Origin of the sequence: Paenibacillus turicensis, from assembly GCF_050461185.1 — a bacterium.
In the GTDB taxonomy this organism is placed as follows: Bacteria; Bacillota; Bacilli; order Paenibacillales; family Paenibacillaceae; genus Fontibacillus; species Fontibacillus turicensis_A.
The window spans coordinates 78,416-103,160 of sequence record NZ_JBCMOR010000005.1; the positions used below are offsets into that span (position 1 = coordinate 78,416).

General features: G+C 38.3%; 17 protein-coding genes. 11 read left to right on the forward strand and 6 right to left on the reverse strand.

Annotated features, from left to right (window positions below):
• Positions 1-15 precede the first annotated feature (15 nt).
• The 7 genes from ABE099_RS02440 (at position 16) to ABE099_RS02470 (ending at position 10,305) form a co-directional block, all read left to right on the forward strand.
• On the forward strand, positions 16-3,366 hold the full coding sequence (locus ABE099_RS02440; RefSeq protein ID WP_430027028.1) for a DUF5704 domain-containing protein: 3,351 nt from the start codon (positions 16-18) through the stop codon (positions 3,364-3,366).
• A gap of 258 nt (positions 3,367-3,624) precedes the next feature.
• Complete coding sequence (locus tag ABE099_RS02445; RefSeq protein ID WP_430027030.1) at positions 3,625-4,782, forward strand: winged helix-turn-helix domain-containing protein; 1,158 nt, start codon at positions 3,625-3,627, stop codon at positions 4,780-4,782.
• Between the two features lie 69 nt (positions 4,783-4,851).
• A complete protein-coding gene (locus ABE099_RS02450) occupies positions 4,852-6,279 on the forward strand; it encodes an MFS transporter (RefSeq protein WP_430027032.1) in 1,428 nt (475 codons plus the stop codon).
• Positions 6,245-7,255 carry a TRM11 family SAM-dependent methyltransferase gene (locus ABE099_RS02455; protein WP_430027034.1) on the forward strand — a complete coding sequence of 337 codons (1,011 nt, stop codon included), beginning with the start codon at positions 6,245-6,247 and terminating at the stop codon, positions 7,253-7,255. The genes ABE099_RS02450 and ABE099_RS02455 overlap by 35 nt, the downstream gene beginning before the upstream one ends.
• Before the next feature lie 97 nt (positions 7,256-7,352).
• A complete protein-coding gene (locus ABE099_RS02460; RefSeq protein ID WP_430027036.1) occupies positions 7,353-8,375 on the forward strand; it encodes an ABC transporter substrate-binding protein in 1,023 nt (340 codons plus the stop codon).
• Between the two features lie 44 nt (positions 8,376-8,419).
• Positions 8,420-9,466 (forward strand): FecCD family ABC transporter permease, encoded by a 1,047-nt coding sequence (locus ABE099_RS02465; protein WP_430027038.1) that lies wholly within the window; start codon positions 8,420-8,422, stop codon positions 9,464-9,466.
• The gene (locus ABE099_RS02470) at positions 9,463-10,305 is read left to right on the forward strand and encodes an ABC transporter ATP-binding protein (RefSeq protein WP_430027039.1); all 843 of its coding nucleotides are present in this window, start codon (positions 9,463-9,465) and stop codon (positions 10,303-10,305) included. Before ABE099_RS02465 ends, ABE099_RS02470 begins: the two co-directional genes overlap by 4 nt.
• 146 nt (positions 10,306-10,451) lie before the next feature.
• Here the strand turns inward: ABE099_RS02470 and ABE099_RS02475 are convergent, their stop codons facing one another.
• Positions 10,452-12,179 (reverse strand): methyl-accepting chemotaxis protein, encoded by a 1,728-nt coding sequence (locus ABE099_RS02475; RefSeq protein ID WP_430027040.1) that lies wholly within the window; start codon positions 12,177-12,179, stop codon positions 10,452-10,454.
• Between the two features lie 230 nt (positions 12,180-12,409).
• Here ABE099_RS02475 and ABE099_RS02480 point away from each other — a divergent pair, with 230 nt between their 5' ends.
• The gene (locus ABE099_RS02480) at positions 12,410-13,102 is read left to right on the forward strand and encodes a queuosine precursor transporter (protein ID WP_430027041.1); all 693 of its coding nucleotides are present in this window, start codon (positions 12,410-12,412) and stop codon (positions 13,100-13,102) included.
• 158 nt (positions 13,103-13,260) lie between these two features.
• Here ABE099_RS02480 and ABE099_RS02485 read toward each other — a convergent pair whose 3' ends face one another.
• Both ABE099_RS02485 and ABE099_RS02490 read right to left on the reverse strand, forming a co-directional pair.
• Positions 13,261-14,346: a M24 family metallopeptidase gene (locus tag ABE099_RS02485; RefSeq protein ID WP_430027042.1), complete on the reverse strand. Its 1,086-nt coding sequence runs from the start codon at positions 14,344-14,346 to the stop codon at positions 13,261-13,263.
• Between the two features lie 65 nt (positions 14,347-14,411).
• On the reverse strand, positions 14,412-15,398 hold the full coding sequence (locus tag ABE099_RS02490; protein WP_430027043.1) for a 2-hydroxyacid dehydrogenase: 987 nt from the start codon (positions 15,396-15,398) through the stop codon (positions 14,412-14,414).
• 279 nt (positions 15,399-15,677) lie between these two features.
• Between ABE099_RS02490 and ABE099_RS02495 the strand changes: the two genes are divergently transcribed.
• Complete coding sequence (locus ABE099_RS02495; protein WP_430027045.1) at positions 15,678-17,171, forward strand: copper amine oxidase N-terminal domain-containing protein; 1,494 nt, start codon at positions 15,678-15,680, stop codon at positions 17,169-17,171.
• Positions 17,172-17,386: 215 nt separating this feature from the next.
• Positions 17,387-17,536 carry a 50S ribosomal protein L33 gene (gene rpmG, locus ABE099_RS02500; protein ID WP_210088766.1) on the forward strand — a complete coding sequence of 50 codons (150 nt, stop codon included), beginning with the start codon at positions 17,387-17,389 and terminating at the stop codon, positions 17,534-17,536.
• Between the two features lie 71 nt (positions 17,537-17,607).
• Here rpmG and ABE099_RS02505 read toward each other — a convergent pair whose 3' ends face one another.
• Positions 17,608-18,132: a shikimate kinase gene (locus ABE099_RS02505; protein WP_430027047.1), complete on the reverse strand. Its 525-nt coding sequence runs from the start codon at positions 18,130-18,132 to the stop codon at positions 17,608-17,610.
• Between the two features lie 340 nt (positions 18,133-18,472).
• Between ABE099_RS02505 and ABE099_RS02510 the strand changes: the two genes are divergently transcribed.
• Entirely contained in the window at positions 18,473-18,877 is a 405-nt protein-coding gene (locus ABE099_RS02510) for a NusG domain II-containing protein (RefSeq protein ID WP_430027049.1), read from the forward strand.
• A 106-nt stretch (positions 18,878-18,983) separates the two neighbouring features.
• On the opposite strand, the gene ABE099_RS02515 is transcribed toward ABE099_RS02510, so the two are convergent.
• Positions 18,984-21,968, reverse strand: coding sequence for a glycoside hydrolase family 48 protein (locus ABE099_RS02515; RefSeq protein WP_430027051.1), 2,985 nt, complete (start codon positions 21,966-21,968; stop codon positions 18,984-18,986).
• 27 nt (positions 21,969-21,995) lie between these two features.
• On the reverse strand, positions 21,996-24,728 hold the full coding sequence (locus ABE099_RS02520; RefSeq protein WP_430027053.1) for a glycoside hydrolase family 9 protein: 2,733 nt from the start codon (positions 24,726-24,728) through the stop codon (positions 21,996-21,998).
• Positions 24,729-24,745 lie beyond the last annotated feature (17 nt).

Here is a 24,745-nt window from a genome sequence, read left to right on the forward strand (position 1 = left end):
TTTAAGGAGAGCTTCATGAAGATATTAAGGCAATCATTTTATATATTATTAGTTTTTATTGTATTTCAGTTAGGTAGTCAAAATTTCAGTTTAGATGTTAAGGCAGCAAAAGGGACAATAATTGAATTTGAACAAGGGACAGGGGATTTACTTATTTACGTTGACTCCCATAAAGCGCAAGCTGGGATTAGATTTAGAACTGTAGATTGGATGGTCACAACCAATCCATCTTGTAAAGGAGGCGATTGTAAGCCTTTGAACTATAAAATGGTTGGTTATCAATCTAAGGGGAAAACGACAACAATACCTACTAATCCCAAACCTGGACAAGAGTTTACCACTGTATTTAGACTTAAGTACGAAGATGTTATTAACATGTTTGAAGGCTTCAAAAATCGAACGGACTATTTTTATTTTCATGGCTATCTTGAATCCTATGATGCTCAAACAGGAAAAAAAAGAAAAGGACCATTTGATACGTTAAATGGGATTAAAGGTGCAGAAGGATGGAGACATAAAGGGGATTTTAAAAACTATTTTGATAGAAAAGTTCCAGATGGAAAACACCCACTTACCATTTACAATCAGATTATTGATAAAAACGGAAAAATAATAGTACCAAAGAAATTAAAAAGAGTTAATGGACAAATGAGCGAGAAATTGTTTATAAAAATCAATTATGTCGTTGAGCAAACTATGGAATATAACGGTAAACAATTACAGTTGGTTGAATCCTCTTTAAGTCCTAAGAAGAATCCTACAAAGGACAACACAAAAGTCAAAAAGGCCGACGACAGAAATTGGAATTTTGCTCTTCCTCCCGGTGGGTCCGATTTAGTTATCACGTATTTACTGGAAGATAATCCTCCTCCACCACCAGGCAAGTGTGTAATTAAAATCAATTCCCCAACTAAAGGACAAACCATGACAGACCAGGTCATGGACCCTTCTGTGAGTGGGAAACTCAGAGCGGATATGCGAGGGAATGAACAGTTTAATGTTCTTATGGGAATTCCCACGTCTGAGGATTTATACGCAAATGTGCTTGCTAATGAATATTTGTTTAAACAACAGTGGGCAAACATGAGAGGGAATGTCACGTATGATGTTGATGTAATAAAAACTTTTAATAAAGTGTGGACGATAGAAGGAGAAGAAGCTACTGACACAGACCCTGGAACTCCAGATATACCTATGAGAGTTCCTGAACCTGTAAAAGAAACGATTACAGTAACAAGGGATTATGCTTATTGGCAAATTGACAATTTAGAAGTATACGGGATAAATAATGCGATTCTATCAAATTACGCTTTAGGTGGGATGGGTGGAAGTGTAACATTAAATCCCTATGGGTATTACCCACCAAGAGTAGCTTCAATGCATAGTGACGATGTAGAAGACCATGTCATCCCGTCACCCTGTGATGAAATCGACCTAGGAGAAGAGGACATAGGCGGAGAAGGAGAAACTTCAGAACCTTCCTTACCCGACTACATGTCAGAATTTAAAGCAGAAGCCGAAGCGTCGATTAAAGAAAATATAGTCAAAAATGATTATGTCAATTTTAATGGAGATACAATTATGGACGATGAGGAAATGGAGACTACAGGTCCTACACCAACTTCCATCCCAAGACCGTCTATCATAGATCAAGATGTACTCTATGAGAATCAACTTACAATTAGTAGATCACTTACTAATGAAGCAAATCAACCCACAACAGGCGAAATTAATTACGAGTTGTTACCAGATAATGTAGGGGGAGGGGAAGATACAACTTTTCCGATTCCAAATGTAAATCCAGTGACAGTGCATACGCCAGTTGTTAATTATTCGGCCGTTTCTGATGATCAACGACATAACCAGAAAAGTAATCCAAATTTAAAGCGCTCAGCATTAATTTTAGAACGACCGTTTGTGGTAAGAATCCCAACCTCAGGGCAACATCTACCTGAAAGTAGTTATCCTGGTTATGGGAATCGTGATTATGAAAAATATTTCAGAACGAAGCAGGTTAAATTCCCATTTGATGTGTATGATGCAACCCAAACTATCTTTCATCCTAAAGATACATGGATTGATATTCCAGTCGAGCAACTAGAAACTACCTTTTTCTTACCTGTATGGGTAGATGAAGGAGATTATCAGGTTTACTTCCGCAATATTGCAGAAAATGCACCGGATGATTTACCTTATCAATATGATGCCAACCTAGATTTAGTCAATCATGTTGCGGCAGATGAGGTGGCCGTTGAGGTCATCGGGCGACTATATGATTTTCACATTACAGATGTTGCTGATTATAATTGGGAGCGTGTATTCAGAGTAGCGGAGGGAAGTAGTCAACCAACCGGGGTATCGTATTGGATTGGTGATAAAAATATTGATGGAGATCGTAGAGGGAATAGTAGTCCTTACATGTTGTCCATTTATCCTGGTAGTCATCCATTACAAGGTTATAAAAATGCAGTCATTAAAACAGGGTATCACTTTAAATTTGATCTAAAAACAAAAGGAAATATGTATGGACAACAGGATGGAATACGGATCACGCCGCAATTTCGTTATGTCAGCAAAACAGGGAAGGACTATGGTGACGTAGATTTATATTATAGCACTGATCAGAAGCCTTTTGTGAAAATAGGTTCCAAGCAAGATGTTGTACAAAGATATACCATTTTAAATGAGCGATTAAGAAATGTTCCAGTACAAGAATTGATAGATAGTGCTAAATATGAATATCAATACGAAACTGAAATTAAGCAGGGAGGTAAAGCAGCAGGGTTAACGAAAGAGGCCTATATCGATCGTTTTATTAATAAACAAAGCAAACAAAAAACACCAATTGGAAGCTATAGCTTGTTGTTATTGCCAAGACAGCTTGGAACAATGATTGGTCCAAAAGATTGGTATTTAAATGGTGCAATGCCTGCCTCTGTCAATCAAATGAGAGCCAATGTCGCTGTACAGCGTTGGTATGGGGAATATAGCTTGCCTGCTGCTCCGTATATCGTAAAAAAGGGGACAAACCTTGGACGATATGGGACTTTAGATGATAAGTCAACGGTATTTTTGCAAAACAGTGATCCAGATGGTTTTATTATCGTTAACTTTAATATTGAATCGATTCGAGATGGCAATCTAAAGGAACCTCATTTGCAATATATTCATGCACCGATGATGAATCAGACAGTGGGAGAAGGTGCAAACAAAGAGAAATATCTAAATCAATGGTTAATGGAGGGCTTCCAAAATAAAATTGTAGATGCATATGGAAACCATTTCAACTTAATTGAGGGCGATACTGTTTTCTATCATGGAAACAAATCAAGCCGGGATGATTTTGGTTCGTATATTACTCACTGATTTGATTAAACTAATATTTTATGAAGAAAGTGTAATGTACACCATGAATTACTTATAAAATGCATATATATAAATCATAGATTGTTTATAAAAGACGCATATAACCCTTAACGACTCAAACCATCTATTTCAATAGATTAGTTGATCGTTAAGGGTTACTTTTTAATTAATTCTCTAAAATAAACTCGTCCAAATTTGTGATAATATAAAAATAACATATGTTTGTTCAGGATTCATTTAAGGAAAGGAATTACCCCAATGTATCTAAAGCTTAACGAAAGTGAATTTTCATTGACTGCTGAGGGAACGACGATTCAGTTGTTTGCTAAAGAGTTTGCACTGTTACAATTTCTGTATCTTAACCAAGGACATGCATTTAGCCGGGAGCAATTGTTAGATAAAGTATGGCAAGGCGAACATCCAACAGATCGAACAGTGGACGATCATATTTATCGATTGCGGAAAAAATTGAGCCTTTTGTCTGGAATAGAAATTGTAACGATTCGAGGCTTTGGATATTCCCTAAGAGTTCATACATTACATAAAGCACAAAATTTAAAGCCTACTTTGCAAGATTCTGAGTTAAATGCAGCCATGCGGGATGTTTTTGTGAAATATCATCAGTATGGTCAAGGAAAATCAATGTTAGTGCTCGCGGATCAACAGGACTTATTAGGGTATGAGGTTGATAAATTTTATGCTGTATATATTCACTTTGTACAAGGTGATTTGCAGTGGTTATTGTATACTAAGGATGTCGCAATTGAAGAGCGGTTGTATTGGCTATTGTTAAATTATATGTATCTAAGTGAGCCTAAAAAAGCACTTTATTATTGTGAGCTTGCCTTGAAAAAGAATGTATTAGTGCCTTCCCAACATTTAGAGCTGGAAATCTTAAATATTATTGATCTGTATGCCTTAAGTGGGAAAAAAGATGAAGCGTTAAAACGACTTGAACTTACATACAGCTATTGTGAGCAACCTGAGATGAGCAACTTTTATTTATCGACTGCAATCACTGAAATGTATGTACATTTATTATATGAACACCCAAATGAACTAAGATTGAGCCAACTAGCAGAAGAGATCGAGCACCTTTTATTAGAAAAACCATACTTACGAGAAACTGGCAGTTTTCAGGTGATTAAAGGATTGAGCTTATTCAAGCAAAAGCAATGGGAAACAGGACAGTTATTGGTTGATAAAGGGTTACAGATTATGGAGCTTTCAGGTTTTGTACCTTTATATTATTTTGCATTATATCGTGTATATCACTACACAATGAGATTTTCAGTGAAGGGTAGTCTACAAAAGAAGTATATTGGACTATATGAAGCTGCGAAGGTTAAAAGGGATTACACTGCGCTATTCCTCCAACTTGAAGAAAAAATACACAGGATGTTGGTTACCCTCTGATATTACTCTGACAATCCATAAGTACACTTCATACGATAGTAATTTTAGTGTCGTGATGGAGGAGAAGATATGGATGAAAAGAGTGGAAACAATGAAAAGCAGAATGAAGAGCATGAAAATTATGAAGAGCCCAAAAAGTACAAAGATTATGAAAAGTCTGAAGAGGGTAAGAAGGGTAAACCGAAAAATAGAGGTTTATTAAAAAATCAGACCTTTAGAAAAGTTTTTATTGTGTACATGCTTACTACCTTTGGGGATTGGTTTGATGCGTTAGCGATTCAGGTTATTGTAGGTTATCGCTGGGGGGTTAGTCCCTTAATGTTAGCGTTGATTCCAATTGCAATAGCATTGCCAGGAGTATTACTTAGTTCAGTAGCTGGAGTTGTTGCAGATCGAATTTCTCAAGTGAAAATAATGCGGGTTTGTAATCTGCTAACTGCGGTATTGTCGTTAACCATATTTGTTGCGCCTAATATGATCTGGTTACTTGGTTTGTTAGCTGTGCGTGCAGCGATCTCAACAATTTACGTTCCTGCACAACAAGCACTTACGAGAGTAATTGTAAGGGAGGATCAAATTTTACAGGCTACCTCCTTTAATGGTCTAGTCAATCAGGGTTCAAAGATAGCAGGACCTTTGCTAGGTGGATTTGCCCTACTTTTACTTAGTCCAGAATGGTGTATTTTGTTTAATGCCTGTGTAAGGTTTGTTTGCTTTTTAATGTTATTTTTAGTAAAACCACCAGCATATCTAGTAGTAGGGCCAGAAGTAGAGCCACAAGTACAAATAAATGATCATAGTGATGCCTTGGTTGAACAAAAAAACTCTTTTCGGGTAATGTGGCGTGAAGGCTGGACATTCATATTTGGTAATAAATTATTAAGAAATACACTTTTATTTGGGTTCATAGGCACAATTACGATCCAAATGATTGATTACCAATTTACAAGTTTATTTCGAACTATTGCACCAACACAAGAGTCATTTTTAGGCTGGATGGTAGCGGCCTCAGGACTTGGTGCTGTAGGCAGTATTTTGATGATGAATAAAATGAATAAGATGAATACGACGTTAAATTATGGCTGGCGATTAGGAACTGGGTATATTTTAATTGGCATTTCAATAGTAGGTTTAGGTATGCTGAGTGTAGGACAATCTTTATTATTGATTCTGCTATTAGGTCTAGTGCTAGGAATAGGAAATGGGATATTTTTTATTACATTTAGTTATTGTCTACAGAAGGAAACCCACTCTAGTATGATTGGTCGTGTATTTGGGATACAAAGTACTTTACTAAGTATGGTTATGTTATTAGCACCTTTATTAGGTGGGGGGTTAGTTCAGCTTAACGGTGCACAAAACATATTTGTTGCGTTAGGATTACTTGTTTTATGTATTGGACTGCTAGGTGTCGTATTCAATACAATTATTTGGCCTCACCATTTACAAAGGGAGCATAGCAATGAAAACAATCAAGTCAAGGAATACAGTGCCTAAATTTATTTATATGTATGCCTGTCATGAAACTGAGCAGGAATTATGCAACATGGAATTAGAAAGCTTGCTAGGAGTTGGGATAGGCATTAGTAAGGATTCCAGTAAAGAGAATAGTCGTTCCTATATTTTTTCTGACATCAACCTTGAGGATAACCGTAGTCCTTTTATTTCGGCAAAAATGGAAATTTTGTATGAAACCTCTTCACTAGAGGAACTGTTGAATGTGATCCAGACATTGGAGCTTGCGGAGCATCAGACCTTTAAGGTGCATTATTTGAAGCAAGGTGAAGTCAAGGAGTATGATCAACGGCGTAATATAGAGCGCAGACTTGGAGCCGTTATTCAAGGTAAAGCAAGCATGAAGTCCCCAGACATCCTGTTTGGAGTGCTCTCTGCGTCAGAGCCTGAACGCTGGTATTTTGGAAAGTGTGTGGAAGCAACCTCACCTTGGCTTACTCATAAGCACAAGCCCCAAAATTATTCTACAGGATTAAGTACAGTAGTGGCTAGAGCGTTAGTGAATATCGCTGCACCTCGGATTGAGGGGGTTAGAGTGATTGATCCATGTTGTGGTATGGGCAATGTTGTGATTGAAGGCTTATCCATGGGAATGAATATTGTAGGTAGAGACATTAATCCATTAGCGATTCGTGGGGCAAGGACAAATTTGTACCATTTTGGTTATGGAGATTCATTAATAGTAGAGCTTGGAGATTTACGTGATATTACTGCAAAATATGATGCGGCAATTGTAGATATGCCTTATAATCTGTGTTCTGTCATGTCCATAGAAACGCGTCAGCAAATGCTAAAGGCGGTGTTTCGCTTCAGTGATCGTACAGTGATTGTGTCTTCTGAGCAGTTAGAGTTAGATATTGTTCAGGCAGGAGGACATATTCAGAAGAAATGTACAGTGAGGAAAGGGTCGTTTGTTCGATCGGTATGGTTGTGTTGTGACCCCATGGCTAGGATGTAGTCTTTGACTAGGTTGTATATCAGTCGCTTTTGACCTACAATTTCGGTAAAATAAGTGAGGAATACAAAGAGAACGAAAGTTGAAAGGGAGAGGAATAATGAAAGGTTTTAAACAAAAATGGGGAATTTGGCTCGTAATCTTGGTGCTTACAGTGACAGCAGGCTGTGGGACAAGTAAGCCTGGGGCAAAACCAGACAACCAAAATAAAACTGCTCAGGAGCAACAACAAAATTTAAATAAAGCTACTCAAAATAAAGAAGCAAATCAAAGCGATCAAATAAAAACGACGTATCCAATCACCGTCAAGGATGCAAAAGGCACAAGTTTAACATTTGATGCTGCACCACAAAAAATTGTTTCTTTAGCTCCTTCGGAAACTGAAGGCTTGTTTGCTATAGGATTAGATGAGCAAATTGTGGGCGTATCGGATAACGATGACTACCCAGAGGCTGCAAAAAGCAAGCCTAAAATGGGAGGCTGGCCAGTCAATGTTGAAGCTGTAGTTGCTGCACAACCCGACCTGGTATTAGCAGGAGATTTGGTTGACCCAGCAACGGTAAAAAGCTTAACTGATTTAAATATTAAAGTATATCAATCCAGTACAAATTCATTGGCAGAGGTGTTAGCTAATATTAAGACGGTTGGTGAAATTACAGATCGTCAGCAGCAGGCAAATGAAGTGGTGAAGCAAATGGAAAAAGAACGTGATGAGGTTGCTGCTGCGGTAAAAAGTCTTAAGCCAGAGGAAGTTAAAAAGGTATATATTGAATTTTCAAAAGGCTGGACCGTTGGTAAAGGTGTCTTTATGAGTGAAATTTTATCACTAGCTGGCGGTGAAAATGTGGCGTCGGATATTGAAGGTTGGGCTGAGATTAATGAGGAAAGTATTATTAAGGCCAATCCTGATGTCATTTTATATGCTAAAAATTCAGTGGATGAAAATAACAAATCATTAGCTGATATTATAAAAGCCCGTAGCGGCTGGAAGGCAATTACTGCGATCAAGGAAAATCGCATTGTTGGTTTAGATGATAATTTACTTAGTCGCCCAGGCCCACGTGTTACGCAAGGCTTAATTGAGATGACAAAAGCTATTTATCCACAACTGTTACAGCCATGAGTGATAAGCTAATGGGGAACATGAGTCACAAACCAATGAGGAACATGAGAAACAAATTTGCGGCTTACGGAATAATTGGAGTAGTTATACTCCTTTTTTCTTTTACCCTTTGTGTTGCTTTTGGTACAATACATGTGCCCGCAAGTGAAATTATTTCTATCCTACTGCATCGCATTGCTTGGTTAGGATCTTATATAACTCCTAACTGGGACATTGCATCAGAACAAATTGTACTTCAGGTACGATTGCCTCGCGTAATATTGGGATTAATTGTAGGGGCTTCACTTGCTATCGCAGGAGCCTCTTTTCAAGGTGTGTTACAAAATCCGTTAGCTGATCCATTTACACTCGGGGTGTCCTCAGGTTCTGCTGCTGGTGCTGCTATCTTAATATTTTTTGGTTGGCAATTTTCGGTTGCAGGTATATTTACATTGCCACTCGTCGCTTTTGTTATGGGGGCAGGCACCTTGTGGGTCGTTATGTGGTTAGCGAAAGACAACGGAAAAATACCGATTCATAGTTTAATTTTAGCAGGGGTAGTTATGCAGGCTTTTTTAGGAGCCATCGTCTCCTTCCTTACGGTCATGTCCAAAAAAACAGTAAATGAAATATTATATTGGACCATGGGCAGCTTGAGCTTGCGGGGTTGGTCTTACGTCTATATTTTGCTACCCTATCTGATTGTATGTGGATTGTTTTTGTGGAGTAAGGCACGTATGATGAATTTAATGTCGCTCGGAGAACAGCAAGCTGCATTCACAGGTCTTGACGTAGAGCGTACCAAATGGCAAATTCTATTTGCGGCTACACTGTTAACAGCGGCGGCTGTTTCTGTATCTGGTATTATCGGCTTTGTTGGTCTTGTTGTGCCACATATGCTAAGATTGCTGATTGGACCGGACTATAGGCTCATTATTCCGCTATCTGCAATAGGAGGTGGAGTCTTTATGATGTGGAGTGACCTTGCTGCTCGCGCATTACTGGCCCCAACTGAAATTCCTTTAGGGGTAGTTACTGCCTTTTTTGGTGCGCCATTTTTCGCTTATTTATTATACAGTAATAAAAAACAACAAAGGTTGACTCAGCCATGACTCATAAAGGTAACAAAGCTAAAGCTACAGTTAAATATAAAGATAAGCTTATCCTTGATGTTCAGCACATAAGTAAATCATATGCGCAAAACAAAATATTTCGTAATTTGAATTGGACTGTTGAGCGTGGACAGTTTTGGGGTATTATTGGGCCAAATGGCTGCGGTAAAACTACATTACTACATCTAATTTCAGGTGTGGAAAAGTTGGATGAGGGTCAAATTTTGCTTGAAGGACAATCGGTTCATAAATATAGCAGGAAAAGCTTAGCGCAAAAACTGGCAGTGTTGAAGCAGGATGGGATTCCTCCCATGTCCTATACAGTTAGAGAAGTAATAGAAATGGGAAGGTTTCCATTCCAAAGCTGGCTTGGAAAAGAGAAACAACAGCAAAAAAATGACGTCGTTGAGGAAATTTTGCATTTGCTTGATTTGAAAGAGCTTGCTTCAGTCCCTTTACACCTGTTAAGTGGGGGACAACGACAACGGGTTGCACTTGGCAAGGTTATGGCACAAGAGCCGAAGTTAGTACTGTTAGATGAACCCACTACATTTTTAGATCTTCGTTACCAGATGCAGTTTATGGAATTAGTTGCTAAGTGGCAACAGGAGCAAGGATTGACTGTAATTGCGGTCATGCATGATTTAAATTTGGCTTCCCTATTTTGCAATCAATTACTTTTGTTGTCTCAAGGTGAAATCTATGCGCAAGGCACACCTGCTGAAGTCCTTTCGCCGGAAGTTGTTCAATCTATTTTTGATGTCTCATCACTTGTTGCTATACATCCTAAATATCAATTACCTCAGATTATGTTAAATAGGAAACAGGGTAAGGACTAAATTTATGTTTAACGATTACTACTCAGGATTTAGTGCCACATGAAAATTAAAGTAAGAGGAGCCTTGAAGGGCTCCTCTTTTGATCTATTCAACAAACATAAATCAATGCTTGGTGATTCTAAGTTTTCTTTTTTATAACTAACAAACTAAACTTTAAATTTAAGAATTGCTTCATTTAACGAAGCAGCTTGTTTTTGTAGCATAGCTACAGTTTGTGCGTGCAGCTCCATTTCAGCCAATTGGCGATTAGAGTTTTCAGTAATTTCCTGCATTCCATCCAAGGATTGCGAGGTAATCGTTGCAGATTCTTCTACAGAAGCAGTAACCTCCTGACTTCCTGCGGACACCTGCTGCGTGGAAGCGGAGACAGCATGTATAGCCGAATTTATGCTTTCAATCAGACCGGCTAATTTCTCAAATGCATGTCCTGCTTGTTCTACTAACTGAGCACCTTCATCAACCTCTTCGGTTACATTTTTCATCGCTGAAACGCTTTGCAATGATTCCTCTTGAATGCTAGCAAGGTATTCTCCAATTTCATTGGTCGCTTGACGAGATTGTGCTGCAAGTACTCGAACTTCCTCTGCAACAACAGAAAAACCTTTGCCATGCTCACCCGCACGAACTGCTTCGATCGCCGCATTAAGTGCTAAAATGTTAATTTGTTTCGTAATTTCACTAATCTTATACACAACCTGAGCAATAGAATTCGCCCGCTCACCTAAAACAGAGATGAAGTTTAGGGAGATATCCGCAGATTGTTTGACATGTTGCATTTGTGTAATGGCTGTTGCAGATAATTCATTGCCTGTTATGGCTTCGCTTGAAGCGGTTGCGATTTGCTCAGTAACATCGGTACATGCCACTGCAATGCTTTGAATCCCTTGAGAGATCTCTTCCATCGCCCTAGCGTTGTCTACAGAAGCTGATGCAATTGTAGTGCTTCCTTGCTCTACACGTTGTGCTAATTCATTAGAGTGTGCTAAGGCCGCTGTAAATGTATTGGTGGATTGAGATAATTCATGAGCTCCCTCTGCTACAGCGTGAGAGGTATTACGAACCTGTGCGATCATATTTTTAAGCTGTTCTGTCATGACAATAAAGCTTTGTCCTAGCTGAGCGATTTCATCTTTTCCTTTTACTTCTATTGTATTGCTGAAATCCCCCGTAGCCATTTGCTCCGTTACAGTAACTAGCTTTTTAATTGATTTTGTAATTCGATTACTGCTGAAATATGCAATAACCATCCCAATGACAACAATTAAAATTGTAATCCATAAGCAGATTGAAAAAATTAAATCCTGTTTCTTTTCAATAAAGGTACCGTCCATTCCTACAGCTAAAATAAGAGAACTGCCAGGAATTGCAGTATAAGATGTTTTATGAGAGCCAAAATCATCCCTGTATAACGGACTGATTTGCAATTTGCCTTTGAGTGAGCTTTTTAATGCATTTTGAATCTCAAGCTTGTCCCCAGGCTTCATGACAGACTTTTCATCCTTTGCAATTACAGTAGCGACATCATCTTGATATTGAATTATATAAGCGGTATCAAGTCCAAAGCTTTCAACACTTTTAGTTAAATAGGATTCCACTTTAAATCGAGAGTTTTCACTGCCACTGGAAAGCTGCTGTGCCGCTGTTGTGTCTAAATTTTTGTAAATGTCTTTGGAGCTAGTAGCCAGAACATTATCAAACTGTGGTAAAACATTTTCGGAAATAATCCCCATTGCAACATAATAAAAGCTAATACTAAATAAAAGTGAAGATAATACAAGAACAACGGTGAAGGTAGTCATGAATTTGTGACTAATGGACTGTTTGATTTTAGGCCTTTTCAGTTTTAAAAATTTAAACGGCTTAATTTTGAACATGGAATCCACTCCAATCTCCCTAAAAATTTCTCTCTTTTCTCTCTTGTTCTATTTTACCAATGGTTTATAAGCACTAGTTTACAAGAAAAAACCAATCTTGCCTATTACTTTTGTGAGGATTTATGAAATAAACTGTAGATTCCTGACGTATGGTGTGATATTCTAGGATTTGCTATGAATAGCCGCGGTTCGTAACCATCCCGCGTAATCAAAACTAGGAGGACATAAGAGTGTTTAATTTTGGTTGGGGAATTTTATTTGTATTAGTAAATTTTTGCTTTTTTCTAGCATGCTATTGGTGGTTTGGGAAAAAAGGATTATATGCCTGGATTGGTATAGCTACAGTCATTGCGAACATACAAGTCGTGAAAACTATAGATATGTTTGGCATAGTTATGACACTAGGAAATACGCTTTATGTTAGCTTATATTTAACTAGTGATTTACTTAATGAAAAGTATGGTCGGAAAGAAGCGAAGAAAGCAATATGGTTTGGCTTTTTTACGTTAATTATGACTACAGTGTTAATGCAAATGGTATTAGTATTTCAGCCTCAGCCTGGTGATTTAGCACAAACCTCTTTAAATTCGATTTTTGGATTAATGCCAAGGCTTGCATTAGGTAGCTTAACAGCGTATTTTGTTAGTCAATTTTTAGACGTAAGATTGTATTCGTGGATCAGAAAATTTTATCCTAAGCCACACCAGCTCTGGATTAGAAATAATGGTAGCTCGATGCTAAGTGCTTTTGTAGATACATTAATATTTTGTTCAATTGCATTTATTGGAGAGTATAGCTTTTCGGTTTGGTTAGAAATTTTGTTTACAACCTATATCATTAAATTTGTGCTAACCGCAGTAGGTACACCCTTCTTGTACATTGCAAGAGGTTTTCATGATAAGGATGTACAAGCACACGATTAAAGGATATAAGGGTATGTAGTACTGAATTAGATAAATATAAAAAGATTATTGTTAGATGATAGAAGGATAATAGATTAATGAAAGATAGATGATAGAAAAGAGAGCTATAGTCAGCGCTTCAGCTGATATAACTCTCTTTTTCTGTATTCAATTTCAAATTACAATTGGATCAGCTCTTTTGGATAAGAAGTTAATACTTCTACACCGTCTTTGGTTACAAGCACATCATCTTCAATTCGTACGCCACCCACACCTGGAACGTAGATTCCAGGCTCAATTGTAAAAACATTTCCTTCGGCTAGCAAAACTTCATTATTACCATGCACAGAAGGGAACTCATGTACATCAATCCCTAAACCATGCCCTAATCGGTGAATAAAGTATTGCCCATAACCGGCTTGCTCAATAACATCACGTGCTGCTTTATCGATTGAAGCAAAGGTCACGCCTGGCTTTACTGCTTGTATAGCGGCTTCATTTGCTGCTAACACAATATCATAAATTTTTTTGCATTCTGCTGAAGGCTCTCCTAACGCAAAGGTACGCGTAATATCAGAAGCATAACCATTAGCGTAAACACCAATATCAAACATGACTAGATCGCCTTGCTGAAGCTTACGAGTTCCTGGCACACCATGTGGTAGTGCTGTTTTTTCGCCAGATAGGACCATGGAGTCAAAGGAGGGACCATCCGCACCAAGCTTACGAATTTGGTATTCTACTTCTGCTACTAGCTCATTTTCAGTCACACCTTCAGCGATGTGGGGGATTGCATTGCCTAACACTTGTTCAATCAAGTCTACAGCATGACGAATTTTAGCGACTTCATCTTCACATTTGCGAACACGTAAATCTCTCAGCCATGGACCAACGTCAAGATATCTAGCGAAGGATAAGCTAGACTGAAGATGTTCAAATACAGCTAAAGTCATATGCTCCTTTTCCAGTCCTATTGTTCCTAAAGGTCCTTTAATTCGTTGTTTGAGTAAATGATAAGGGTTATCTGTATCTTGATGTGTAATGATCTCGCGAATGGTAGAAGACTCACGTGCTGCAGTCTCGTCTAAAGCTGGAACCATCATAAAAGGATCATTGCCAGGTTGAAGAATTACACCTAAAAAACGTTCATGTGGGTTGCTTAGAAAGCCAGTTAAATAATAAACATGCTTGGGATTAGTAATGAGGAGCGTGTGTATCCCCATCTCAGACATTTTCTTTTCTAAATTGTGCCACTTAAAATTCATTGATTATGCCATCCTTTCCATTTCCACTAAAATAATATAGTTATTAAACGTAAGGTAAAAGTATCCTAATGATGTTCAAATAAATCGTAAAGCTCTTTTACAAGGTTAGGAGGACATTTTCCCTGCAAAGCAGTGACTAAATTTTGTGCGGCTAGTAACGCCATGGCGTCTCTAGTTTCTTGTGTAGCCGAACCGATATGTGGTAAAAGGACAACATTAGGGAGTGTAAGCAAAGGATGACTTGGATCAATCGGTTCTTTCTTAAAAACATCAAGTCCTGCTGCATAGATTTGTTTGGTTTGCAATGCTTCAACTAATGCGTCTTCATCTACCGTCGCTCCGCGGGATGCATTAATAAATATGGAGGTCGGTTTCATTAAAGCAAATTGCTCCTTGCCAATCAGATGATACGTATCTTTAGTTAAAGGTGTCATTAATACGATAAAATCTGCCTCAATTAGTAGTTGCTCTAATGTACAATATTTTGCATCTAACTTGTCTTCTAGTTCTGGTTTACGGCTTCGATTATGATACAAAATATTCATGTCAAATCCCCATTTTGCTCGATGTGCTACAGCTTCTCCGATGCCGCCCAGTCCAACAATACCTAAAGTTTTATGATGGACATCAAGCCCAAACATGGATTCTGGCAAGCTACTTGTCCATTTTCCTTGTCTGATGTATTGATCCATTTCAGGTATACGGCGGGCAGTTGCTAACATAAGAGAAAAAATTAAGTCAGCGACAGTTTCATTTAGAACACCAGGAGTATTGGTTCCTAACACATTTCTAGCTCTCATTGCTTCGATATCAAAATGGTTATAACCTACGCTTAAGGTGCTCACCACCTTTAGTTGAGGGGCGTGAGCAAGTAATTTTTCATTAATGGTATGACTTGCGGTCAGCAGTCCATCAGCTTTAGGTAAATGCTCTAAAATCATATCCATTGGCATAGTGCCTTGATCCTCCCACTTTATATAACGACAATGGTCGGCAATAAATGTCTCTACATGCTGAGGAATTTTTTTTGTGATCACTACATAGGGTTTCATGGGACATAACTCCTTTGTCTAATTACAAAATATGACTAAATCGTTCAAGTTATTTAATTCACTATATTATTTTATCAAAAAAGAGGGATGAACACACAATCGGATTGAAGATTCAACTTTTGTACAAGGCGAATTATACCAATATACTCATTTACAAAGAGTAGAGGGTATCAGATAATAATGTGAAAGGGTTTTACATATATGTATAGAGTCATAAGTAGCAGATACAAATGATCTATATTATGTAAAAATTTAAATTGAGAGGAGACTTGTTTTGAAATGAAATCAGTAGCTAAATGGTTGGCACTTCCTTTAATTGCTTTACTAATCATTTCTGGATGTACTGCGGTGGGAGGATTAGATATTCAAAAAGCAATTCAAGCAAACCTGAAAACAACATCCAGCGAATCTAAGCAAAGTATCAAATTTGAACTTGAGCCAGCATCAGATAAGCTCACTAAAGAAGATAAAGATATGATTGCACTTATTAATTCTACCGAGCTTCATATTGACAGCGCAAAGGTACAAAGTGCTAAAGAAATGTCTATCAAAGGCGATATTAGCTATTTAGGCAAAAAGTTGCCTTTCCATTTATCCATGGATGAAAAAGGAATGGCGATTCAGCTTGAAGGAGCCAAAAAGCCTTTTTACATGTCGCTGCAAAATAGTAACACAGCAAATTTAGATTTTAAAAAGTATGAGGAACAGGTTCAGGCCTTATCTGCAAAATTTTATGAAGTTATTTTAAAGCATACTCCAAATCCTAAAAATATTTCAGTCAAATCCGCTCAGGAAAATATCAATGGGCAATCTACTAACTTAACTCAACTGCATGTTGAATTAAATGGGGAAGAGATTGTAAGCCTAATTAAGCCGTTTTTAACAAGTTTAGTTAAAGATGAAGCAGGTTTGAAGGAATTAATTGGTGTGTTTTTTGATTTCCTTGATAGCATGGAGGAGGGGGCAGGCGCTGCTATACCGAATTTAGGCAATAAAGAAACAACGGTTGCGATGGCTTATGGGATGATTCAACCTGCGCTAACTAAATTTTTAGCTAATTATGATGAGCAAATGGCTACAGTATTTAAACAAATGCCACAATTAAATACAGTGCTCGGGAAGGATACAGTATTAAAAGCAGATGTTTATTTCGATAATAGCTTGAAGATTCGTAAACAGCATGTTGAGTTAAAGGTTATGCTCCCAGCAGGTGATTACGTTCCTGTAAAGTCATTTAAAGTGACCAGTGATACTGAGGTCTGGAATGTCGGCAGTGATGTAAAAGCAGATAAAGTAGATCTATCTGGTGGTGCTGTAGAATATAGCTATGATTTAGGAGCTAACTTGACACCAGGGACTGTTTTACGTAACTTTGAACCTAATTCAGACGTGTACAACTTACTAAAAAATAAACTTAAAATTACGAATCAAACATTTATGATTGATTCAGAAAGTGATTATTATAATATTATTAAGAAGCAAGGAACAATATTTATAGCTCTACGTGAAGTGACGAATCCATTAGATGCGGAAGTGAAGTGGACAAAAGGCTCTAAAGTCATCACGATTATTGATGATATTACGCAAAAAGAAATTGTGCTGACTGTAGGCTCTAATGAGGCTGTAGTTGGAGGAGAAACAGTGCAACTAGCTGGACCTGTATTTGTACACAAGGACGGCTCTACTTATGTGCCTTTAAGATTTTTAGCAGAGGCGCTTGGTGGAAGCTTGCATATTGATAGCGGTGGTTGGATTACGATTACCCGTAATTAAGCGTGACTCAGCGCAAAGCATATAGATTAGTAAAGAAATTTAAAAAAACTGTAAAGAGTTAAAAAAGATTGTGTCTCTTGTGGGCACAATCTTTTTTTATGTTTTGAAAATATACAGTGTTTGAATGGTTGACAATAAGAACAAGAAAGTATATTATTTTTGTTAATCGTAAATATTACTATTAAACATAAATTGATTTTTTAGGAGGAAATTTAATGCGAGTAGTCGTTACTTTGGCATGTACTGAATGTGGAGATCGTAATTACACGACAACTAAAAATAAGAGAAACCACCCAGAACGCTTAGAGTTAAGAAAATACAGCCCAAGATTAAAAAAATACACGATTCACAGAGAGACAAGATAAAATAAAGTGAAGCAATAATAGTTTAATACCATACTATTTCCGAGGAAATGAGTGAGAATACTGTCTAAAACTTATTTAATAAGTTGAATAATCTCTTCTGCTGTTTCTAGTGGTGTTTTGCCCTTCGTATAAATAATATGTTTGGCAAGCTCATAATTAGATTTATGTTCAATAAAATGGGCATTAATAGCTATCTTTTCTCGTTCGTCTAGAATACGTAAAGATTCCTCTTTGTTTTCTGAAGGCAGGATAAGAAATACGTTGCTTTCGTGTAACATTGCATTGGCTACTTCTGAAAATAATTGTTCGTCTTCATACACAGAATGGCCCCCACCAAAGTCTATGATATGGTTTTGATAGTCTTTTAAAATTTGAATTATAGTTTGAGCTTCAAAAGGCTTCCAATATTTATATACCTCTTCAAAGCTAATTGCTCGAAGTGCTTGTTCTTTTTCTTTGCTATAACCAAGCTTTTGATAATAATCCCAACGTACATCATCCACACAGCATCTTGGATAAGAAAGCTTTGTAGAGATAATATCAGCAAGTGTTGATTTTCCAGTTCCAATCGGACCAATTAAAATGATATTTGACATGTTATAAACTCCTTATAAAAGTATTTACATTTTATAATTAAAGCTCTATTTAGAAATTAGTGCTTCAACGATAGGAGTCTGATAGCTACGCTCCAGAGCGTTCTTGCGATTGTTGTTAAAATCATATTCCGATTAATTAAAGTCTATTTATGGATGGAATTTGATTTTAAGAGACAATCTTCAGAATCGCTTTGTCTCTTCGCTAGTTTGGGTTAGTAGTCAAGCACTAATTTCAAGATTGAGCTATAATTAATGTTTTAAATTCTATTATACTTTAAAATCAGCTATGAATAGCAACTTTTAGATAACGGAGCTATGTAAATGATAAAGAGTGAAAACAATGATTAAACTAAAAATAGGTGACATCATCGTTATTGGTGTTATTTTGCTCATTGCAGGAGGATGGATAGCCTATCAGCATTGGGAACAAAATAGTGTAGATACTGCAACTAAGCTAAGCGCAGTTATTACTGTGGATGGAAAGGAATATGAGAAGGTTTCTTTGAAGCAAGATGTACAAAAAGAAATTGAGATTCAAACGGATTATGGTCACAATATTTTAAAGATTTATGATCATGGTATCCAAATGGTATATTCGGATTGTCCCAAAAAAATTTCGATGAAAATGGGGTTTATATCTAAACCTAGTCAAGTTATTATATGCTTGCCCAATCGCGTTTTTGTTGAGATCGTTGAGGACAAGCCATCCTTAGAGGAAGAGCATCAAATTGATGGTTATATTTGATAAGTTAAAAATCCCCCTTCCACCGTTTATACGGAGTAGGGGGATTTTGCGATACAGACCTAAATTTATAAAGCAGACCTAAATTAAAGGAAACTTAGAAACTAACTTAAGGCTCAAGTCCAGAAATTAATGTTCCGTTCAAGTATACAGGAACCTTTTCCCAATCTGTGAAGCTTGTTTTTGTAATATCAAACGAGTAGTCATTTGTTTTATCGTAATTAGTCCAGTTTGCTTTGTTGAAGCGAGCTTGGATTTCGCCAGTGCTTGCTCCTGGAGCAAGTGAACCTGCTCCTGCTGTAAATGAAACTTCTAAATAATAGTCAGCTCCATTTACTGGGGTTGTTAGCTTAACGAATTTTCCATTTACATTACTGGAACCTAAAACTGCATAATCAATGTGGAATTCTTGTGTTGCTTCCCCATCAATCGTGTAATAGTAACGTAAGGTAACATCTTCTAAATCAATACTTTCTGAGCCAGTATTCACGAGTTGGAATACAGGTCTAATCTGATTGTCATTATCACTTGAATCATTGCTACGATATTTCAATACAAGGTCACCAAGTACTGGTTCTGGTTCTGCTGTTGGAGTCGCACTTACTTGTAGTGAGTTTGGACTTGATCCCACTGCATTCACGGCAGTAATGACATAATAGTAAGTGGTTCCGTTTACAACATTAGTATCCGTATAGGATGGAGTAGTTACTGTATCTACAGCTGTGTAAGGACCACCATCTGTAGTGCTACGGTGTACAACATAGTTATCTGCACCAGCAGATTTGTTCCAAGAGAGCTCTACTTTAGCATCTCCTGCTTTAGCTTTAACATTAGTAGGAGCTAGTGGAGCAACATCAACTGGTGTTTCACCACCATTGTTAATCAAACGATCAAATTCAGCATAAGCAGTTGCCATATCTACTTGTGACCAGAAACGGTGATAAGTGAACTCAGGTGCACCATTTTCCCATTTCTTAGTTACAGGATTCCAAGAATCATTGTATTTGTCAACAAGGTATTGCCAATCTGGATCGTTTGTAATGTTTGGACGTAAATCAGAATATCCGATGTAAACTCCATTACCGCCTTTAGCAGGGTCAGAAGGGATACCGTTATTGCCAGGAATTACGTTACCTTGACCAAATAAACCAGACCAACCTGCAGGGAAGAAAATTTCCTTTTCAAAGTAACGGAAGTAGTCATTCCGTGCTTCCTTCGTTACAATACCTTTACCGTTGTTGTAATTCCAAGCGGTATCAAGCAAGTCTTTAGATAAAGTTTTTGCATGATCGCCAAGTGGAGTGTAGCTGCCTGTTTCTGCCTTAGTTCCTGCAGCAAAGAACGCTAAAGCTTTAATATAGCTTCCTAACACACCAGTATCTTGTGTAGGGTCTTTAGTCACTGCCTTTAAGTTGCTGTTAGTTGTTGAGCTTGCGAAGCCATTCCATGTATTTGGTTGGCCACTCCATTCCAAATTACCAGGCACCCAGAATTCACCTGGAGCTGCTGTTGTTGCAACTTGAGCATTTTTTCCGCCTAAAATACGTTGACCTTGGCTATTTAAGTAATAGCCTGCTGCATCTTGTACAGGGCGTTCATTAGCAAATACATAATCTTTAGACCAGTCTACCCAATTTGTAATGACTTGTTTTGCCATTTTAAAGTTTTCAGAGGTTGTATCACCTTTTTGAGCAAGAGTGTAATACAACTCAGCAATACGCTCTACGCCCCATGCTTGCATACCAAACCAGTTGTTGGATGGTGGATCACGGTACACAGGTGCCTCATCATAAACTAAGCCATAGAACGTACTGGAACCAGCAGGATAAGCGCTATAATCACCTTTGAAGCTGTTAGATGCTCCACCAGCAATTGCACCTTCAGCGGATTGAAGCCAAGTATAGAATTCTAACTGACGTTTTAACGATTTCTCCCAGTCTTGCTTGGCAGTAGGAGAAGCAGGGATAAGTCCACCATTAGGATCGGATAAAGCGTATGCAGCCATTACGTTTTGGTAACCTTGATGTGTGTGGCTAGAACCAATTCTCCATGCCCAGTTGCCAGTTTGGCCAAGACCGCCACCCCATGACGTGTACCATCCCATCAAGTAGTGCGCTGCGTCTTTACCTGTTCCAGTCGCTGGGGAGCCATTAGCTCCACTTCCGATTTTTTGGAAATATTTATCGTACATACCATAACGAAGGTAGTCGCCCATCTTCTCAGCTTTCTGCAAATAAACTTGATTGTTATATCCTAGCTCTTTAGCCCAGAACATTGCTTGCACGGCACGAGCGTCTGCATCAGTAGCGTTAGTATAACGCCATTGTGCTGCAGGTGCTTGTGCTTCCTTCGTGAAGATGCTCATAAAGCCTTCGCCCGTTTTACCAAAAGATTTGTCATCTTGGGATGGATGTGGGATCGCTTCCCATACAGACTCTTGTTCCCCACGTTGGAACGTATTTACATAAGTTGCGGTATGACTGCTATTGAGTAAGTTACCAAAGCCATACCAGTTATCTACGTCAACGAGCCAATGCATTAAATACGTTTGGTTGTTGCCATACGTCGCTTTAAGCTCTGCATCTATCGGGTCTTTACCTGCAGCATATTTTCCGTTTAGTTCACTTGGATATTTGTCTGGTTGATTGTATTCAGCAGCATAAGTTGCAGGGCTATTAGGATTATAATAGCTCATCGTAGGTTGTTCCTCTTTACCGTCACCTTCGTTCACTGGGATGATGAATTTCTCCATGTTGTCCCAAGCCGCTTCAAGTGTACTCCAATTACCAGTGTAATGGCCGTATAATGCTTCTAACCACATCCAGTAGCTATAGGCTTCAGAGGTTGTCATATGACCATAATCTGGTGCTTCACTGATTAACGTTTCTACAGAGTGATAAGGAATTCCCTCTGGAGAAAAATATCCATTAGCAGGATCCTTAATCTGATTGTAAAGTGTGAGGAATCTTGTTTCCTCTGGTGATGTTGTTGCTGCCTTGGTGGTGTTAGAGCCAATGAAGCCAGTGGTTAGTGAAAATAACAATGCCATAGTAATGACAATCGAAAATCGCTTTTTCACAGTTTTTAGTTTCATGCATTCGCACCGTCCTTTTAGGAATTATTAGTTTGGTTCAACTCCATACAAGAGTACACTATTGTGGTAAGCTGTTACTTTACCCCAATCTGCGTAGCTTGTTTGGGTTGCACTAAAGGAGTAGTCATTAGTTTTGTTATAGTTGGTCCAGTTCGCTTTATTAATTCGAACTTGAATGTCACCTGTATCCGCGCCTGGTGCAAGATCTCCAGCAGCAGAGGAGAAGGAGATTTCTAAATAATGATCGGCCCCTTCAACAGGCTGTGCAAGCTTCACGAAATTACCAATAATATTAGCGCTTCCAACTGCAGCATAATCGCAATTAAATTGCTGTGGTTGTTCACCATCAATCGTATAGTAATAACGTAGTGTAATGTCTGATAAAGAAATAGGTTGATCAGAAGTATTCACTAATTTGAAGCTAGGGCGAATTTGATTATCGTTTGAACTAGAATCATTTGATTTGTATTGCACCTTAAGTCCATCTTCAACTGGAGTTACTGGCTCAGTTGGTTTTGCACTTATTTCAGCGGATGGAGCTCCATTTCCAATTGCATTGCTTGCTGTAACGATATAATAGTAGGTTGTATCGTTAACAAGCCCTGTATCTTGGAATTTAGCTTCCGTCGTTTCGTCTACAACAGTGTAAGGCCCACCGCTAGTTGTTGCACGTTCTACAACATATTTTGTTGCACCTGCTACTTTATTCCAGGTCAACGTAACGCTCTCATTTCCAGTAACCGCTTTTAAGCCCTTTGGTTGAGAAGGTACGGTTGGTTCAACTGGACCTCCACCATCTGGTAACTGACCAAATACATGAACGCCTTTATCATACACAGGAATGTTAACAGCTTTTAAAGGAGTAGAGCCTGTAGTACCAATTCCTTGGAATGAAAAGTCATTTGTGTTATCCCAGAAGCTTGTAGCCTCAGGTCCTGACATTCTGAATTGGATTTCTTTACGGTGAGCAGATTGACCACCTGGATAAATGTTAGTACCTGTGAAATCAATTGTAGTGTAGTAAATGTGGTTGGCGGCATCATGCACTTTTAAAGGTGATACAGTAGCACCTTGATTGTAGCCACCAGCTTTAACCGTAATATCCTCAGGCCCATAGCCAGCTGCAACCGCTTCACTTAGATCGATATAATAATTGAAAGATAGATCGCTAGTCGCACGTGCTGGCCAAGCGGAACGGTTATTAAGGACCGCTTTGATTTCAACAAAGTTACTACCACTAGCATTGATAGCTGCTTCTACAAAAAATTCATCATCCTTCACTTCTGGAGCAGGGAAGTTAGCAAGAGGCTGTTGACCTTCTCCAAACAGGATATTCATTTTTGCCAAAGCACCTGTAAAACCTGCATTATAATCGGTAGCTACTTCATTAGAAACATAATCTGCAATTGAATCTGTATAAGCATCCGTCTTAGAAGGACCTCCAACTAATGCACCATACAAAATATGACGGTGATTCGCTGGTACAGTTTGACTATCTGCCCAAGAACCATGTGAGGTACGATGATGAGGATGTTCTGGAGCATTATTTCCAAAACCAACAACATAACTGCTGTTGCGTGGATTATCGCCTAACATATAACGAATTTGGCTAACTGCAAAATCCTTTGTAACTTGTTTCATTACAGGATCAGTTACCCAATCCGAATATACAAAAGCAAGGAAGGATTGGTTAGCAGCGTAACGAAGTGCACCCCATTGATCAAGGTGAGCTAAACCACCTGGAGTATAGGTAACTCTTTCACCACTACCATTTATGCCTGTTGTCCAGAATTCCATATTACGTTTGGTAGCATCTACGAAACGCTTTTCTCCTGTAATTCTAGCAAGTAGAAGTTGGGCGCCATAATGCTTATCGTCCCAAGCATGTGTCCATTTTTGTCCCCAACTACCATCTTGGTCTGTACCCCATAACTCACTTGCTGCAATCGCTTTATCTAAATAAGTTTCATCATTAGTAGCTAAATATAACCAAATGCCACCCCAGCTTAACTCATCCGCATAACCACTCCAAGAGTTGTAAAAGGCTTGCGCATCTGTAATGACATCGCTATATTTACCACGGTATTTATCAGCAAAATCGTATAATTGCTTTGCATGCGTTAACAATTTAGTAGAATAGGCAGGATCAACATCTTTAAATACGATAGAAGCAGAAGCTAATGCAGCAGCAGTTTCTGCAGCAAGATCAGATCCAGGGTTTTGTGCATCAATTTTATAAGCAGGTCTTGCCATAGGCATTACTTCGGCAGGGCCCCACCAATTATGATCTGCATTCCCGTTCCCAACTTGGCCGTATAACTCATTAGGTGCTGTGTGCGCCTTAATGAAATAGTCATTAACATAACGAAGGTTATCAAGAATGTAATCTAATTGGCCAGCTTGTTCATAGCCTTCTTTGTATTCATAAACAGACCATGCTAACATCGTTGCGGAGGCAGCCATAGGGAAGCCAAATTTGACGTGATCTCCTGCGTCATACCAACCTCCTGTTAAATCATGTCCTACATCGGCGCCGTCCTGTAGACCTGAATCTCCACGCCATTCCACGCGATTATTATCAGGTAGCTTACCGGAGCGTTGTGCTTCATAGAAATAAATTGATTTTTGCAGTGCCTCAGCATAGTTAAAATCGTTTGATGCTGCTTCGGCAGTAGGGGAGGAGACCAGTCCTGAATAGCTTGTAAGCGTCAACATAAAACTCATGAGTAATATTCCGCTTTTCTTTAACCATTTGTTCATATCAGTAACGTTGCTCC

What these genes read in the sequence shown, in the direction of transcription:
- ABE099_RS02440 (WP_430027028.1), top strand. Translation starts at nt 16, where the DNA reads ATGAAGATATTAAGGCAATCATTTTATATATTATTAGTTTTTATTGTA.
- ABE099_RS02445 (WP_430027030.1), top strand. Translation starts at nt 3,625, where the DNA reads ATGTATCTAAAGCTTAACGAAAGTGAATTTTCATTGACTGCTGAGGGA.
- ABE099_RS02450 (WP_430027032.1), top strand. Translation starts at nt 4,852, where the DNA reads ATGGATGAAAAGAGTGGAAACAATGAAAAGCAGAATGAAGAGCATGAA.
- ABE099_RS02455 (WP_430027034.1), top strand. Translation starts at nt 6,245, where the DNA reads ATGAAAACAATCAAGTCAAGGAATACAGTGCCTAAATTTATTTATATG.
- ABE099_RS02460 (WP_430027036.1), top strand. Translation starts at nt 7,353, where the DNA reads ATGAAAGGTTTTAAACAAAAATGGGGAATTTGGCTCGTAATCTTGGTG.
- ABE099_RS02465 (WP_430027038.1), top strand. Translation starts at nt 8,420, where the DNA reads ATGAGAAACAAATTTGCGGCTTACGGAATAATTGGAGTAGTTATACTC.
- ABE099_RS02470 (WP_430027039.1), top strand. Translation starts at nt 9,463, where the DNA reads ATGACTCATAAAGGTAACAAAGCTAAAGCTACAGTTAAATATAAAGAT.
- ABE099_RS02475 (WP_430027040.1), bottom strand. Translation starts at nt 12,179, where the DNA reads ATGTTCAAAATTAAGCCGTTTAAATTTTTAAAACTGAAAAGGCCTAAA.
- ABE099_RS02485 (WP_430027042.1), bottom strand. Translation starts at nt 14,346, where the DNA reads ATGAATTTTAAGTGGCACAATTTAGAAAAGAAAATGTCTGAGATGGGG.
- ABE099_RS02490 (WP_430027043.1), bottom strand. Translation starts at nt 15,398, where the DNA reads ATGAAACCCTATGTAGTGATCACAAAAAAAATTCCTCAGCATGTAGAG.
- ABE099_RS02495 (WP_430027045.1), top strand. Translation starts at nt 15,678, where the DNA reads ATGAAATCAGTAGCTAAATGGTTGGCACTTCCTTTAATTGCTTTACTA.
- rpmG (WP_210088766.1), top strand. Translation starts at nt 17,387, where the DNA reads ATGCGAGTAGTCGTTACTTTGGCATGTACTGAATGTGGAGATCGTAAT.
- ABE099_RS02505 (WP_430027047.1), bottom strand. Translation starts at nt 18,132, where the DNA reads ATGTCAAATATCATTTTAATTGGTCCGATTGGAACTGGAAAATCAACA.
- ABE099_RS02510 (WP_430027049.1), top strand. Translation starts at nt 18,473, where the DNA reads ATGATTAAACTAAAAATAGGTGACATCATCGTTATTGGTGTTATTTTG.
- ABE099_RS02515 (WP_430027051.1), bottom strand. Translation starts at nt 21,968, where the DNA reads ATGAAACTAAAAACTGTGAAAAAGCGATTTTCGATTGTCATTACTATG.
- ABE099_RS02520 (WP_430027053.1), bottom strand. Translation starts at nt 24,728, where the DNA reads ATGAACAAATGGTTAAAGAAAAGCGGAATATTACTCATGAGTTTTATG.